The following is a 14,268-nucleotide window of genomic DNA, read 5'->3' on the forward strand; positions in this document are numbered from 1 at the left end:
GTCCCGGCTCAAGGCCGGGACGACGCCTTCAATCAGCTCAGCGCAACGTTGACGGCGGATTCCGGCAGCTCGGCATTGAAGCAGCGCTGATAGAATTCCGCGACCAGCGGACGCTCGAGCTCGTCGCACTTGTTGAGGAAGGTCACGCGGAACGCGAAGCCGATGTCGCCGAAGATCTCGGAGTTTTCCGCCCAGGTGATCACCGTGCGCGGGCTCATCACCGTCGATAGATCGCCATTGGCGAACGCGTTGCGGGTGAGGTCCGCAAGCCGCACCATCTTGTTGACAGTGTCGCGGCCCTGCGCGTTCTGATAATGCTTGGCCTTCGCCAGCACGATCTCGACCTCCTCGTCATGCGCCAGATAGTTCAGCGTCGTGACGATCGACCAGCGGTCCATCTGGCCCTGGTTGATCTGCTGCGTGCCGTGATAGAGGCCCGAAGTGTCGCCGAGTCCGATGGTGTTGGCGGTCGCGAACAGGCGGAACGCCGGATGCGGCTTGATGACCTTGTTCTGGTCGAGCAGGGTCAGGCGGCCGGAGACTTCGAGCACGCGCTGGATCACGAACATCACGTCCGGACGGCCGGCGTCGTATTCGTCGAACACCAGCGCCACGTTGTGCTGCAGGGCCCAGGGCAGGATGCCGTCGCGGAACTCGGTGACCTGCTTGCCGTCCTTGACCACGATCGCGTCCTTGCCGACGAGGTCGATACGGCTGATGTGGCTGTCGAGGTTGACGCGCACGCACGGCCAGTTCAGGCGGGCGGCGACCTGCTCGATATGGGTCGATTTGCCGGTGCCGTGGTAGCCAGTCACCATGACGCGGCGGTTCTTGGCGAAGCCGGCCAGGATCGCGAGCGTGGTGGCACGGTCGAAACGGTAGTCGGCATCGACCTCCGGAACGTGCGGGTCGGTCGCGGAAAAGGCCGGCACCTCAAGGTCGCTGTCGATCCCGAACACCTGCCGCACCGACACCTTCATGTCGGGCACACCGGTCATCTCCTGCGCATTGGTCGTAGCGGCGGTCGTCATTCATCCTCCGAGGTCCCGGGCAATCCCGAAACCAGATTTCATGGTTTGGCTGCGGTTGAAGGGCTTCGAACGCCAGCCTAGCAGAGAGCACGCGCGGGCAGAAGCCTAAGCCTTGATCAAAGTTCCGTCGTTATATCATCGAGATAGGCATGGGCCGATGTTTTTGGAAGGCTGCCCTGCGTATCACGCCACCTTTTGGCCGCGAACGGCACGCTGAAGCATTCTGACGTGGCACTCGGGGGTAGGGTTCCTACTTATCGAAGGGTTCGTCATGTCTCCGTCATACCGCGCAGGATCCGTGTGGCCCATCTCCTCGACCCCTTGATCGCCTTCGTCTCCGCCCATGCGGGATTGGCCTATCTCACTCTGTTCCTGGCGGCGCTGCTGGAGGCGGTTCCGATCGTGGGCTCGGTGGTGCCGGGCACGACGATCATCCTGGCGCTGAGCGCGCTGATCCCGGGCGGCGAGCTGACGCTGCAATGGGTGCTGGCGGCCGCGATCCTTGGCGCCGTGATCGGCGACGGCAGCGCCTTCTGGGTCGGCCATCGCCAGCAGCGGGAGATCCTGACGGCCTGGCCGTTCTCGAACTATCCACGCCTGGTGGCGCAGAGTGAGGCGTTCTTCCACCGCTTCGGCACGCTCGCGATCTTCTTTGCGAGGTTCGTGGCGCCGATCCGCGCCGTCGTGCCGATCACGGCGGGCGCGCTCGACATTCCGCCGGCGCGGTTCTACGCCGTGAACATCCCGGCCATCGTGCTGTGGGCATGCGCCCATGTGCTGCCCGGCGTGTTCGCCGTGCAACTGCTCCACCGCTATGGCGGCATTCCGCATCACAGCCATATCGCCAAGTCGACCTGGATCCTCGCGGCTGTGGCCGGCACGATCGTGGTCTGGCTGGTGCTGCGGATGCTACGCAAGCGTCGCGAGACTCAGCTGGCGGCGGGGACGGTGGAATGAGCCTGCTTCGCTAAAGCGTCTCGAGGGTCGCGGCGCGCCCCGGGATAGGTCCTGTATAGCGCGCACGGGGTCGGATCAGCCGGCCGAACTGCAACTGCTCGCAGGCATGCGCAATCCAGCCGACGCAGCGCGCCATGGCAAACAGCGCCAGCTCGCTGCCGGCCGGCAGCCGCAGGCTGTGCACCAGTACGGCGAGCGCATAGTCGATATTGACGAACTCTCCGGTGGCTTCCGCAATCCGCTCGGGTACCTCGCGCGTGAATTTTCGCGGCGCGCCGGCGCGGGTCAGAGCTTCCAGCAGTGAGATCGCGCGCGGATCGCCGCGCTTGTAGACACCATGGCCGAAGCCGGCGAAGCGCTCGCCCAGCGCCACCCGCTCGCGGATCAATGGCGCGACGTCGCGATCGATGAGGGTCTTCACCAATTGCGAGGCCAGCACGCCCGCGCCGCCATGCTGCGGTCCCTTGAGCGCGGCGAGGCCGGCGATCACGGCATCGTAGAGGCTGAGGCCGGTCGAGGCCGCGCAGCGGACAGTGAAGGTCGATGCGTTCAGCTCGTGGTCGGCGAGCAGCACGAGGGTTTGCCGGATCAGGTCGGGCGCATGCTTGTGCTCGGGCGCCCAGGCCTTCGCGACCTGAACATGCAGAGGCTCGGCAGAAGGCGGCGCATTCAGCATGGTCGCGACCACCAGCCGAACGATGCGCGCGCCGACCAGGGCGCGGCCGTCGGGGGCGCGATTGAACGCAGCGGGATCTGCATGGGTCGCCAGCGCCAGCACAGCAATGGCGCGGTCGATCGGCGCGGCGCGCCGCGCCGCCTCGGCAATCAGGCGCATCTCGTCCGAAATGTGCGGCATGTTCTCGGGCGCGAACGGATCGATTGCCGTGACGTCCCACAGCAGGGTCGCCGCGTGCTCCAGCGAATCCCGCTCCGACAGCTCGACACAATTCACGCCGCGGTAGATCGGACCGGCCTCGGTGATCGTGGACACGGCGGAGTCGAACACCGGCAGGTCGGCGTCGAAGCTGCGGAAGGCGCGCGGCTCAGGCGCCGGCGCACGGCGCTCCTTCAGCGCGCGGATGTCCTCGGCGCGATAGCGGTTGCTGCGCGAATCCGGCGACGGTTCGGAGCGGACCAGCCCTCGGCTGACATAGGCATAGAGCGTGGCCGGCGTGATCGCGAGCTCGGCGGAGGCCTCGCGGGCCGATAGGTAAAGGCCACTGTCTTTTTTCATATTGATCAGCTTAATCAAGATTGATCAATCTGTCGACCGGGCGAATCTTCCCCGCGTGACCATTCACGCAGGAGATCCCGCCATGACCATCCAGCTCTCGAAGTCCCCCATCGGCCTCGACGGCGTCCCCGCCGCGGAGACCGTGCTCAGCCATGTCGACGGCCAGCACGGCGAGCTGATCATCGCCGGTAGCCGGGTGGCCGACCTCGCCGCCGCCAGCGGCTTCGAGGGGGTGACCGCCCGGCTCTGGAGCGCGGCGACCAAGCGCAGCCTCAACGAGGCCGACGTCCGTACCAGCCTCGGTCAGGCTCGCCAGCGCGCCTTCGCGCGGCTGCCGGAGCTGCTCGCCGCGACCTCCGGCCTGTCGATCATCGACGGCTACCGCGCCGCTATCGCAGCGCTGCGCCCCGAGGCCGGCCTCGACGACGAGGCGACGATCGTCGGTGCCGGCCCGGTGATCGCCGGCGCCCTGGTTCAGCGCGCGCGAGGGGCGCGGACGATCGCGCCGAATCCCGACCTCAGCCACGCTGCCGACACCCTGCGCATGGTCCGCAGCGATACGCCTTCCAATGGCGAGGTGGCCGCGCTCGACACCTATCTCGTGACGGTCAGCGATCACGGCATGAACGCCTCGACCTTCGCCGCCCGTGTCGTCGCCTCCACCCAGGCCGACCTGTTCGCCGCCATCACCGCCGGCTATTGCGCGCTCACCGGCCCACTGCACGGCGGGGCGCCGGAGCCGGTGCTGGAGATGTTGAATGCGATCGGGACGCGGGAGAACATCGGGCCGTGGGTCGATGCGGCGCTTGGACGGGGCGAGCGGCTGATGGGGTTTGGGCACCGGATCTACCGGGTGCGTGACCCTCGCGCCGATGTCTTGAAGTCTGCCATCGAGCGGCTGGCGGGGAGCGGGGCGGACCTGCCGTTCGCGAGCGAGGTAGAGGCGTATATCCGACAGGCACTGCGGCGGAAGAATCCGGAGCGGGTGCTCGATACCAATGTCGAGTTCTTCACCGCCATCCTGCTCGACGCGCTGAAGATTCCGCGCCAGGCGTTCACGCCGATCTTCGCGGTGGCGCGTGCCGCGGGCTGGACCGCACACGCCAGAGAGCAACAACGGACGGGGCGGTTGATCCGGCCGAGCTCGGCCTATATTGGGCCTAAGCCCTGATATCTCAAATACAACGCGCGGCAGCCTCGCTGCCGCGTGTCAGCCCTTCACCACCGTCTTGAGATAGTTGTAGGCCTTGATGATCTCGATCAGGCGATCCTCGGTGGAGCGGTCGCCGCCATTGGCGTCGGGATGGTGCTGCTTCACCAGCGCCTTGTACTTGACCTTGACGTCCTCGAGCGTGGCGTCGGGACCGAGGCCCATCACCTGCAGCGCCTTGCGCTCGGCGTTGAACACCTTGCGCGTCTCCGTCTTCGGCGGCGCGGACTGCGCACCCGGCCGCCATCCGGCGCGGCCGTTGATCTCCGCGAACACGCTGAACGGATCCGATGCATCGCCGAGATCGCTCTCGGCATTGCCCTTGCCGCGCTTGCCCGCGGTGTTGGCGCCCATCTTCCAGGTCGGCCGATGTCCCGTCAGCGCATCCTTCTGATAGCGCGCCACGGCATCGGCGTTCATGCCGGAGAAGAAATTATAGGACTGGTTGTACTCGCGCACGTGGTCGAGACAGAAGTGCCAATACTCGCGCTGGTTCTCGCGCCCTTTGGGCGCGCGATGCGAGCCGCGGTTCGTGCAGTCCGGCCATTGGCAGGGCTGAGCCTCCTCGCGCACCGGCTGCCGCGAAGCCGCCTTCTTGGGCTTGATGCGGATGGAGTCGAAGAATTTGTTTGAATCGATCGGCATGGCGGACTTTGACTACGCAACGCGAAAAGCTTCAAGTCTTGACATTGCGAATACCTCAGGCGGGGACCGCCGATTGACGAAAAATAATTTGATGCGTATTTCCAGAGACCATGCGGACCCAGGATGCTATCATCGAAAAGTTGCGCGAAGCTTTCGCTCCGGAAAGCCTCGATGTGCAGGACGAATCACATCTGCATGCAGGCCACATGGGACACCGCGAGAGCGGTGAGACCCATTTCCGCGTGTATATTGTGTCGCAGACCTTCGCCGGCAAGAGCCGCGTCGATCGCCACCGCCTGATCAACGCCGCATTGGCCGAGGAACTTGCCGGCTCCGTGCATGCGCTCGCGCTGCATGCGAAGGCGCCCGGCGAAGCCTGATCCCGGCAACGTCAACCAATTAGAACGCCGTACCGGCCCGGCGCGGCCGTGTCTCCTCCGTTTCTCCACGGGGCACCGGCACGATGCGCAGCGCGGTGATGCGATTGCGCTCCCGCCGCAGCACGCGAAAGCGGAAGCCGTGGAACGTGAAGCTCTGGCCGCGCTCCGGGATCGAGCGCGCCTCGTGAATGACCAGACCGGCCACCGTCGTTGCCTCTTCATCAGGCAAGGTCCAGTCCATCGCGCGATTGAGATCGCGGATTGGCACCGAGCCATCGACGACGACAGATCCATCCGGCTGAACGCGCACACCAGCGACCTGCACATCCTGCTCGTCGGAGATATCGCCGACGATTTCTTCCAGAATGTCCTCGAGCGTGACGATGCCTTCGACTTCGCCATACTCGTCGACGACCAGTGCGAAATGGGTCTTGCGGCGGCGGAACGCCTTCAGCTGTTCCGACACCGAGCGCATCTCGGGAACGAACCAGGGCGGCAGCGCGAGTGAGGCGACGTCGATGTGCGACACGTCGCCTTCGGCCGAGCGGATCGCGCGCAGCAGATCCTTCGCGTGCAGCACGCCGATGATGTTCTCCGGCGTGTCACGCCACAGCGGAATGCGGGTGTACTCGGTCGCCAGCACCTCGCGCACCAGCTCCTCCTGCGGCAGGTCGGCATTCACCATCACCATCTCGGTGCGGTGAACCATGACGTCCGACACCTGCAGCTCGCGCAGATCGAGCAGGCCGCCGAGCATGTCGCGATCCTGCTTCTCGACCTTGCCTTCATGATGCAAGAGATCGACGGCGCCGCGCAGGCGTTCGGTCGGCGACAGGATCGGCTGGTTGGCTCCGACCTTGAAGCCGATCAGCCGCATCAGCCCGCGCACGATCGCCTCGATCACGGCGAGCACCGGACCGAGCACGAACACGGTCGCGCGCATCGGCCGGGCCACAGCCAGCGACACGCGGTCCGGCGCGTTGATCGCGATCGTCTTCGGCAGCACCTCGGCGAAAATCACGACCAGCGCGGTCATCACACCGGTCGCGTAGAGCACGCCGACCTCGCCGAACCAGGCGGTGAAGATGCCGGTCGCCAGCGCCGAAGCACCGATATTGGCGATGTTGTTGCCGAGCAGCAGCGCGCCGATCAGCCGCTCGCGCATGTCGAACAGGCTCGACACCACGTCGGCATCGCGATTGCCCTGCTTGGACAGCCGCAGCATCGAGGCGCGGGAGGCGCCGGTCAGCGCGGTCTCGCTCAGCGCGAAGAAGGCGGAGCCCGCGAGGAGGAGGATGACAACGGAAAGTGTGAACCAGTCCATGACGCCGATGTCGCTCTCGATGGAAGCCGCCGATGATGCGCCGCCACTGCTCAACGCGGCGTAAAGCGCGCGCTCAGCCGCGGCGCTGCAATTTGGCCTGCAGGAAGTCGCGGACCCGCGCGGGGTCGACGTCCTTGGCGATGACAGCGCGGCCGATCGCTTCCATCAGGATGAAGGTGAGCTTGCCGCGCTTGACCTTCTTGTCCTGCGCCATCAAGGCCAAAAGCCGGTCGGCATCGCCGACGCCCTCCTGGGCGAAGCCGGCGATGTCCTGCAGATGGGTCGGCAGGCCGGCCGCGGCAAGGTGACGCTCGATGCGCGTGACGTCATCGGGCGGCAGCATGCCGAGCTCGGCCGAGAATTGCGCCGCCAGCACCATGCCGACCGACACGCCCTCGCCGTGGAACAGCCGGTCGGAGAAGCCGGTGATCGCCTCCAGCGCATGGCCGAAGGTGTGGCCAAGATTGAGCAGCGCGCGGTCGCCGGTCTCGCGCTCGTCGCGGGCGACGATCGCGGCCTTGGCGCGGCAGGAGGTCGCGACCGCATGCTCGCGCGCCGCGCCGCCCTTGACGATGTCGGCGTGATTGGCCTCGAGCCAGGCAAAGAAGCTGGCGTCGCCGAGCAGGCCGTATTTGGCGACCTCGGCATAGCCGGCCCGGAACTGGCGCGGCGACAAGGTGTCGAGCACCGCGGTATCGGCGATCACCAGCACCGGCTGATGGAAGGCGCCGAGCAGGTTCTTGCCCTGCGGCGAGTTGATCCCGGTCTTGCCGCCGACGGAGGAATCGACCTGCGCCAGCAGCGAGGTCGGCACCTGCACGAAATCGACGCCGCGGCGCAGGATCGCGGCCGCGAAGCCGGCGAGATCGCCGACCACGCCGCCGCCGAGCGCGATGACGAGATCGTTGCGCTCGATCTTCGCGGCAATCAGCGCCTCGCTGACCTTTTCCAGGCCGGCATAGGTTTTCGAGCCCTCGCCCTCCTCGACGACGATGGTCGAGGTTGGGATACCGGCCTCCGCCAGGATCGCCTCGGCCGGCTTCAGCCAATGTGCAGCCACGGTGCGATCGGTGACGATGGCGGTGCGCACGCCCGGCCGCAGCGCCGCGATGCGCTGACCGAGCGTGGCCAGCACGCCGCGGCCAATGACGATGTCATAGGCGCGGTCGCCGAGCGCGACGTCGACGATGATCGGATCGGAACGCTTGAGGGGTGCCGTCATCGGAGTGCGCTCATGGCCTGCGGAGGGTCGGGCTGAATCGGATCGGGTTGCGGCCCGTCCGGCTGCCCCTCGGTGTCGGCGACCGGCGCGGGCGACAGGAACGCCTGCAACGCCTCCAGGCAATCCTCGACCACCCGGTCATGCGGCACGTCGCGCGAGCAGATCGTGATGTCGGCGGTCTGATAGACCGGCTCGCGCTCGGTCAGCAGCCGGGACACCGTGCCTTCGGGATCGGCGGTCTGCAGCAGCGGCCGGTCAGCCCGCCGCCGGACCCGGCGCATGATCACGTCCGCGTCCGCCTTCAGCCACACCGAGACGGCCTTGTCGTGAATGCGCTGGCGCGTCTCCTCGCGCATGAAGGCCCCGCCCCCGGTCGCCAGCACGGCCGGCCCGCTTTCGAGCAGGCGGGCGATCACCCGTGCCTCACCGTTGCGAAAATAGTCTTCGCCGCGGGATTCGAAGATCTCCGGTATGGTCATGCTGGCGGCGGTCTCGATCTCGGTGTCGGCATCGACGAAGCGCAACCCGAGCCGCGCCGCCAGCCTCCGGCCGACGGTCGATTTGCCCGCGCCCATCATCCCGACCAGCACGATCAGCCGCTTGCCGAGACCCGCGACAATCGCGGCCTCCGGAGCGGTTGGGCTGGGTACGGGTTGGGTCATCTCGGTCATCCCTCCGCTTCTAACCCAGGCCCTGCTGCTTTCAAAGGCATCCTGTTCCGCGTCGCGCCCATCCCGAACGTCATTCCGGGGCGCGCGAAGCGCGAGCCCGGAATCCATACCCACAGGATGGCGAATGGGGCACGCTGGCGGTGGGCATCCCGCCCCACGACATCTGCTTGTGGTTATGGATTCCGGGCTCGCCGCGCTGCGCGCGGCGCCCCGGAATGACGGAGCAAAACAACGGGCTATGGGACGACTGGCCGGCAGGACCGGACTTGCCAGCCGGGTGCGAACATGTTGGATGAACCTGTTCCCTTCCCGGTGGCCTGCGCGAGCCTGATGCCCAGCCTGTTCCGCTTCCTGACCGTGATCGCCGTGATCGTCGGCGTGGTCTATGGCGCGATCTACGCGCTGGCCAACTTCGTCAACCCTAAGCCGCGCGAGATGACGGTGTCGATTCCGCCGGACAAGTTCCAGAAGAAGTAGCCGGCGCGGCTGCGACGAACCGAAAAGCCACAGGGCATTGTTTAAGAATTTTGCGGTTGTCTGAGACGGCCCGGCGCCGCGATATCGGCCAGATTTGCCGTCACCGCTCGACGTCCCGGCGCAAGCTCTTCGTCCTGATTCGATCGCCCGGGTCTCAGCGGATTTCACCACATGAAGGTCAAGGCCTCCGACGCCCGGCTGATGAGCCTGTTCCTCGACATGATGGCCGCGGAACAGGGCGCCGGCGCGAACACGCTCGATGCCTACCGCCGCGACCTCACTGATCTCTCCGAATTTCTCACCCGCAAAAGCAACAGCTTTGCCGCGGCCGACACCCAGGCGCTGCGCGACTATCTCGCCGATCTCGACAACCGGGGATTCAAGTCGTCCAGCGTGGCGCGGCGGCTGTCGGCGATGCGGCATCTGTTCCGCTTCCTGCTGAGCGAGCGTATCCGGACCGACGACCCGGCCGCGATCCTGTCCGGCCCGAAGCGCGGGCGCGCCCTGCCGAAGGTGCTGTCGATCGGCGACGTCGACCGCATGCTGACCAAGGCCAAGGAGCTGTCCGAGGCTGGCGACGTCTCGCCGTCGCAGCGGCTGCGCGCGCTGCGGCTGTATTGCCTGCTCGAGGTGCTCTACGCCACCGGCCTGCGCGTCTCCGAGTTGGTCGCGCTGCCGCGCACGGCGGCGCGCAACGACGCCCGCATGATCGTGGTGCGCGGCAAGGGCAACAAGGAGCGGCTGGTGCCGCTGAACCAGGCCTCGCGCCAGGCGATGGCCGACTATCTGGCGATGCTGGACAAGCAGAAGCCGGAGAAGAAGGCGAGCGCCACGTTCGGCAAATGGCTGTTTCCCTCGTTCGGCGAGAGCGGCCATCTGACCCGGCAGCACTTCGCGCGCGACCTCAAGGAGCTCGCGGTGGCGAGCGGCCTGCCCGCCCGGCTGGTGTCGCCGCACGTGCTGCGCCACGCCTTTGCCAGCCATTTGCTGCACAACGGCGCCGACCTGCGCATTGTCCAGACCCTGCTCGGCCACACCGACATCTCGACCACCCAGATCTACACCCATGTGGTCGAGGAACGGCTCAAGAGCCTGGTGCGCGACCTGCACCCGCTGGCCGAGACGTGATCGCGCCCCACACCTTCCTGCAACCAAATCCGACACCAAATCCTTGGGCGTGACGCGCCGCCCGCTTGACTTCGCGCCCGTCTGCCCCGAAAGAGCGCCATCCTGCCCGCGATCCCGGCGCGATGCCTGGAGGCTGGGCACCGATCGACCCTTAAGCTCCTGAAACCGTTCGGCTTCAGGTCCGAAGGCCGAACCGATTTCGTCTCCCAGCGCTCTTCCTTCAGCTCTTCCATGCCGGATCCCATGCGCAGCTACCTCGATTTCGAAAAGCCCGTTGCCGAGCTCGATTCCAAGGTCGATGAACTCCGGGCGATGGCCGCCTCCGGCACCGATATCGGCGAGGAGGTCGGCCGGATCGAGGAGAAGGCCGGGCAGGCGCTGGCCGAGCTCTATGCCAATTTGACGCCGTGGCAGAAGACCATGGTCGCGCGCCATCCGCAGCGGCCGCACTTCACCGACTTCGTCAACGCCCTGATCACCGAGTTCACGCCGCTCGCCGGCGACCGCAAGTTCGGCGAGGACGCCGCTTTGCTCGGCGGCTTCGGTCGCTTCCGCGGCGAGCCGATCTGCGTGATGGGCCAGGAGAAGGGCGCCACCACCGAATCCCGCCTCAAGCACAATTTCGGCATGGCCCGTCCCGAAGGCTACCGCAAGGCGGTGCGCCTGATGGAGATGGCCGAGCGGTTCGGCATCCCCGTGCTGTCGCTGGTCGATTCCGCCGGCGCCTATCCCGGCATTGGCGCCGAGGAGCGCGGCCAGGCCGAGGCCATCGCCCGCTCGACCGACGCCTGCCTGGCGCTCGGCGTGCCGAACGTCGCCATCATCACCGGCGAGGGCATGTCGGGCGGCGCGATCGCGCTGACCACCGCCAACAAGGTCCTGATGCTGGAGCACGCGATCTACAGCGTGATCTCGCCGGAAGCGGCGTCCTCGATCCTGTGGCGCGACGGCACCAAGGCGCAGGAAGCCGCCAACAGCATGAAGATCACCGCGCAGGACATGCTGCGCTTCGGCGTGGTCGACACCATCCTCAAGGAGCCGGTCGGCGGCGCCCACCGCGATCCCGCCGCGATGATCGCGGCCACCGGCGAGGCGATCGCCCAGGCCTTCGACGAGTTGAAGGGCCTCGATGCCGATGCCATCCGCAGGCAGCGCCGGCAGAAATTCATCGAGATCGGCCGCAAGCTGAGCTGAGCCGGCCTTCCGGAGTCCCCCGCTCGCGGTTTCGTGAGTCTTTCCAGCCGTTTGGCCGCATTTCGGCCCTGCCGGCAGGGTCTGATGTTTAGGACTTGTTGACCAAGAGGGCCACCGCGCCGCGGCACCGCCGCAGCGCGGGTTGCGGCTCCCAGGGCCAAAGGGTACAATTTTAATCATTGGTTTGACGTGGGCATGACGCGCGGTCGACCTGGGATCTGTCCAGCTTTCCCGGCCGATCGATCGAAACGAGAGTGGGGTTCGCGGCATGCTGGGTTTGCGGGGAGCTTTGCTTTGATCAACCGCGCTTTCGTCCGGGTCCTGATGACCTCCGCGGCGTTGGCCGCCGGCGCGCTGCTGGCCGGCTGCAACAGCGATCAGATGGCGCTCGCCACCAATGCCAAGGCCAATCAGCCGGTGCCGCCCAAGCTCGTCGCCGCGATGGGCGAGAAGGACATGGATCCGCAGTCGCCGATCCTGGTGCGCGTGTTCAAGCAGGAGGCCGAGCTCGAGGTCTGGAAGCAGGACCGCTCCGGCAAATTCGCGCTGTTGAAGAGCTATCCGATCTGCCGCTGGTCGGGCGATCTCGGCCCGAAGGTGCGCGAGGGCGACCGCCAGGCGCCGGAGGGTTTCTACTCGATCAATCCGGGCCAGATGAACCCGCAATCGGCGTATTATCTGTCGTTCAACACCGGCTATCCGAACGCCTTCGACAAGGCGCTCGGGCGTACCGGCTCGCAGCTGATGGTGCATGGCGACTGCTCGTCGCGCGGCTGCTTCGCGATGACCGACGAGCAGATCGCCGAGATCTACGCGCTGGGACGTGAGTCCTTCTTCGGCGGCCAGCGCGCCTTCCAGTTCCAGGCCTACCCGTTCCGGATGACGCCGGTGAACATGGCCAAGCACCGCAACAATCCGAACATGCCGTTCTGGCGCATGATCAAGGAAGGCTACGACGCCTTCGAGGTGACCCGGCAGGAGCCCAAGGTCGACTTCTGCGAGAAGAAATACGTCTTCAACGCCCAGAAGCCGCCGGGCGCGCCCCGTGATCCGGTGTTCGACGCCGCCGCCAAGTGCCCGGCCTATGTCGTGCCCGACGAGATCACGACCGCGGTGCGCGAGAAGCAGCAGGCGGACGAGGCCGAATACGCCAAGCTGGTCGCCAAGGGCACGCCGGTCGCCAAGCTCAACACCGGCATCGACGGCGGCATGAATCCGATCTTCGCCTCGCGCGTGCCGGGCGCGTCGACCGGCCTGTCCGACTCCGGCGAGGCGCCGGGCCTGTCGCTCGCCAACTTCCAGGCCGCTCCGGGCACGATCCCGGGTCACGTGAACCCGCCGCGCGCGCCTGAGGCCAACGAGGCCATGCCCGCCAGTGCGACGGAGGCACCGGCAGCGGCGCCGTCGACGCGCGTCGCGGCCGTCAGCGCGCCGGAGAAGCCGAGCTTCATGTCGAGCCTCGCCCGCAAGGTCGGCATCGGTGGTGGTGCCGAGACCACCGCGGCGACCAAGCCTGCGGAGAGCAGGACGGCGGAGGCCAAGCCCGCGCCGAAACCGGTGGCCGTCGCCAAGCCAGTTGAGACCAAGCCGGCCGAGACGAAGCAGGCCGCCGCACGGCCGCCGTTCAAGCCCGCCGCCAGCGACGCGCCCGCAACGACGGCCTCGGCTTCCGCCCAGACCCAGGCCTCCCTGGTCTCCGGCGCCGCCCCCGTGCTGCCGTCGAACTCGTTCGACAGCCGGTTCGCCGGGTTCAAGTAGGACGGCCAGGGCGGCATCGCGCGAATTGCTGTTCAGGTCGGCAGACCGCCCGATCTGCTTCGTCGCCGCTGTCCGCACCTGGTGTCGATAGGTCCGCGTCGGCATCCAAGCAACCGGTGTCATCCCGGCGAACGCCGGGATCCATAACCACCGGCCGGAATTGCTGCGCGAACTGGATGCTCCAGCGTGCCTCACCCGTCGGAGCATGGATCCCGGATCTGCGCCGCGACGCGCCTTGCGCGTCCCGGCTTGTCCGGGACGACAGCGGAGATTGTCGGTCCCGCTCGTTCATCTCACGCCTATTCGTCATTCTCGCGCCTCATCGTCCGATCGTCCCCGCTGTCATCGCCCGCGCAGGCGGGCGATCCAGTACTCCACCGGCAGTGCGGTCATTCATGACTGCCGCGGCGTACTGGATCACCCGCCTGCGCGGGTGATGACATCGAGGTTGTTGCGCGAGCGGTGCAGAACATGGCGAATCGGTCTCGCGGCGCGCCTGGCGTCCGAGTGATGCATCGATCTCACCCTCTTGCGAAACCGAGGGTGCAGGGAGAGCCGGGCCTCGACTGAGGCCCGTGGCCCGCCTGCGGAAAAAATGCAGGCGGCAGGTACCACAGGTCCAGCCGGAACGACCCGGCCCTCCCTGCGCGATGGCTTTACGGCTGCTTCGCGCTCTCCCAGGTGCACCGGGCTTTCTGGCCACCTTGTCGCGACAAGGCGCTTCTCGCGCCTTGCGCGGGACACCAGCATCGGGGTGTCAGGACCACGCGACTTGACCGTGCGGACCAATCTGTTCGTCGGCGCGATCATCTCACGCTGCAAACCGGCCCGCCCACCACATCCCGCACTCCACGCTTCGTGACGACCGCGCAGCGCCCCTCGTCGATGAGGCGGGACGAGGGAGATAAGATCATGATTTTCCGAAATCATAAAGCGGAATATTTTTACTGATAGGACTGGACAGCCCAAATCAGCTTGAGCGCAAAGGAGAAATGAGCTTCGGCGCGCAGACGCGCGGCGGCATATCACAGCTGGCC

13 protein-coding genes are annotated in these 14,268 nt (G+C 66.7%); 7 read left to right on the forward strand and 6 right to left on the reverse strand.

Going from position 1 to position 14,268, the window contains the following annotated elements; genetic code table 11:
* Nucleotides 1-32: 32 nt before the first annotated feature.
* Nucleotides 33-1,031, reverse strand: coding sequence for a cobaltochelatase subunit CobS (cobS, locus tag ACQR1L_RS32495; RefSeq protein WP_035647724.1), 999 nt, complete (start codon nt 1,029-1,031; stop codon nt 33-35).
* A 300-nt stretch (nt 1,032-1,331) separates the two neighbouring features.
* Between cobS and ACQR1L_RS32500 the strand changes: the two genes are divergently transcribed.
* Complete coding sequence (locus ACQR1L_RS32500; RefSeq protein WP_434861991.1) at nt 1,332-1,988, forward strand: DedA family protein; 657 nt, start codon at nt 1,332-1,334, stop codon at nt 1,986-1,988.
* A gap of 10 nt (nt 1,989-1,998) precedes the next feature.
* Here the strand turns inward: ACQR1L_RS32500 and ACQR1L_RS32505 are convergent, their stop codons facing one another.
* Complete coding sequence (locus ACQR1L_RS32505) at nt 1,999-3,222, reverse strand: citrate/2-methylcitrate synthase (protein WP_434861992.1); 1,224 nt, start codon at nt 3,220-3,222, stop codon at nt 1,999-2,001.
* An 82-nt stretch (nt 3,223-3,304) separates the two neighbouring features.
* Between ACQR1L_RS32505 and ACQR1L_RS32510 the strand changes: the two genes are divergently transcribed.
* Complete coding sequence (locus ACQR1L_RS32510) at nt 3,305-4,393, forward strand: citrate synthase/methylcitrate synthase (protein ID WP_434861993.1); 1,089 nt, start codon at nt 3,305-3,307, stop codon at nt 4,391-4,393.
* A gap of 39 nt (nt 4,394-4,432) precedes the next feature.
* Here ACQR1L_RS32510 and ACQR1L_RS32515 read toward each other — a convergent pair whose 3' ends face one another.
* A complete protein-coding gene (locus ACQR1L_RS32515) occupies nt 4,433-5,077 on the reverse strand; it encodes a J domain-containing protein (RefSeq protein WP_434861994.1) in 645 nt (214 codons plus the stop codon).
* Nucleotides 5,078-5,187: 110 nt separating this feature from the next.
* Between ACQR1L_RS32515 and ACQR1L_RS32520 the strand changes: the two genes are divergently transcribed.
* On the forward strand, nt 5,188-5,457 hold the full coding sequence (locus ACQR1L_RS32520; protein ID WP_434861995.1) for a BolA family protein: 270 nt from the start codon (nt 5,188-5,190) through the stop codon (nt 5,455-5,457).
* A gap of 19 nt (nt 5,458-5,476) precedes the next feature.
* On the opposite strand, the gene ACQR1L_RS32525 is transcribed toward ACQR1L_RS32520, so the two are convergent.
* From ACQR1L_RS32525 to ACQR1L_RS32535, 3 genes are all read right to left on the reverse strand, one after another.
* Nucleotides 5,477-6,781 (reverse strand): HlyC/CorC family transporter, encoded by a 1,305-nt coding sequence (locus ACQR1L_RS32525; protein ID WP_434861996.1) that lies wholly within the window; start codon nt 6,779-6,781, stop codon nt 5,477-5,479.
* 73 nt (nt 6,782-6,854) lie between these two features.
* Nucleotides 6,855-8,003, reverse strand: a complete 1,149-nt coding sequence (gene aroB, locus ACQR1L_RS32530; RefSeq protein WP_434861997.1) for a 3-dehydroquinate synthase — start codon at nt 8,001-8,003, stop codon at nt 6,855-6,857.
* Nucleotides 8,000-8,674, reverse strand: coding sequence for a shikimate kinase (locus ACQR1L_RS32535; protein ID WP_434861998.1), 675 nt, complete (start codon nt 8,672-8,674; stop codon nt 8,000-8,002). The genes aroB and ACQR1L_RS32535 overlap by 4 nt, the downstream gene beginning before the upstream one ends.
* A gap of 330 nt (nt 8,675-9,004) precedes the next feature.
* On the opposite strand from ACQR1L_RS32535, the gene ACQR1L_RS32540 reads away from it, so the two are divergent.
* From ACQR1L_RS32540 to ACQR1L_RS32555, 4 genes are all read left to right on the forward strand, one after another.
* Nucleotides 9,005-9,151, forward strand: a complete 147-nt coding sequence (locus ACQR1L_RS32540) for a hypothetical protein (protein ID WP_008966351.1) — start codon at nt 9,005-9,007, stop codon at nt 9,149-9,151.
* Between the two features lie 171 nt (nt 9,152-9,322).
* A complete protein-coding gene (xerD, locus tag ACQR1L_RS32545; protein ID WP_434861999.1) occupies nt 9,323-10,279 on the forward strand; it encodes a site-specific tyrosine recombinase XerD in 957 nt (318 codons plus the stop codon).
* 231 nt (nt 10,280-10,510) lie between these two features.
* Nucleotides 10,511-11,473, forward strand: coding sequence for an acetyl-CoA carboxylase carboxyltransferase subunit alpha (locus ACQR1L_RS32550; protein ID WP_434862000.1), 963 nt, complete (start codon nt 10,511-10,513; stop codon nt 11,471-11,473).
* Between the two features lie 294 nt (nt 11,474-11,767).
* Complete coding sequence (locus ACQR1L_RS32555; RefSeq protein ID WP_434862001.1) at nt 11,768-13,231, forward strand: L,D-transpeptidase family protein; 1,464 nt, start codon at nt 11,768-11,770, stop codon at nt 13,229-13,231.
* The last annotated feature ends 1,037 nt before the right edge of the window (nt 13,232-14,268 follow it).

The sequence above is a fragment of the Bradyrhizobium sp. HKCCYLR20261 genome, assembly GCF_051168435.1.
Taxonomy (GTDB): Bacteria; Pseudomonadota; Alphaproteobacteria; order Rhizobiales; family Xanthobacteraceae; genus Bradyrhizobium.

Excerpts from the sequence above, each read along its gene's own strand:
- cobS (WP_035647724.1), bottom strand. The coding sequence starts at position 1,031 with ATGACGACCGCCGCTACGACCAATGCGCAGGAGATGACCGGTGTGCCC.
- ACQR1L_RS32505 (WP_434861992.1), bottom strand. The coding sequence starts at position 3,222 with ATGAAAAAAGACAGTGGCCTTTACCTATCGGCCCGCGAGGCCTCCGCC.
- ACQR1L_RS32510 (WP_434861993.1), top strand. The coding sequence starts at position 3,305 with ATGACCATCCAGCTCTCGAAGTCCCCCATCGGCCTCGACGGCGTCCCC.
- ACQR1L_RS32515 (WP_434861994.1), bottom strand. The coding sequence starts at position 5,077 with ATGCCGATCGATTCAAACAAATTCTTCGACTCCATCCGCATCAAGCCC.
- ACQR1L_RS32520 (WP_434861995.1), top strand. The coding sequence starts at position 5,188 with ATGCGGACCCAGGATGCTATCATCGAAAAGTTGCGCGAAGCTTTCGCT.
- ACQR1L_RS32525 (WP_434861996.1), bottom strand. The coding sequence starts at position 6,781 with ATGGACTGGTTCACACTTTCCGTTGTCATCCTCCTCCTCGCGGGCTCC.
- aroB (WP_434861997.1), bottom strand. The coding sequence starts at position 8,003 with ATGACGGCACCCCTCAAGCGTTCCGATCCGATCATCGTCGACGTCGCG.
- ACQR1L_RS32535 (WP_434861998.1), bottom strand. The coding sequence starts at position 8,674 with ATGACCGAGATGACCCAACCCGTACCCAGCCCAACCGCTCCGGAGGCC.
- ACQR1L_RS32540 (WP_008966351.1), top strand. The coding sequence starts at position 9,005 with ATGCCCAGCCTGTTCCGCTTCCTGACCGTGATCGCCGTGATCGTCGGC.
- xerD (WP_434861999.1), top strand. The coding sequence starts at position 9,323 with ATGAAGGTCAAGGCCTCCGACGCCCGGCTGATGAGCCTGTTCCTCGAC.
- ACQR1L_RS32550 (WP_434862000.1), top strand. The coding sequence starts at position 10,511 with ATGCCGGATCCCATGCGCAGCTACCTCGATTTCGAAAAGCCCGTTGCC.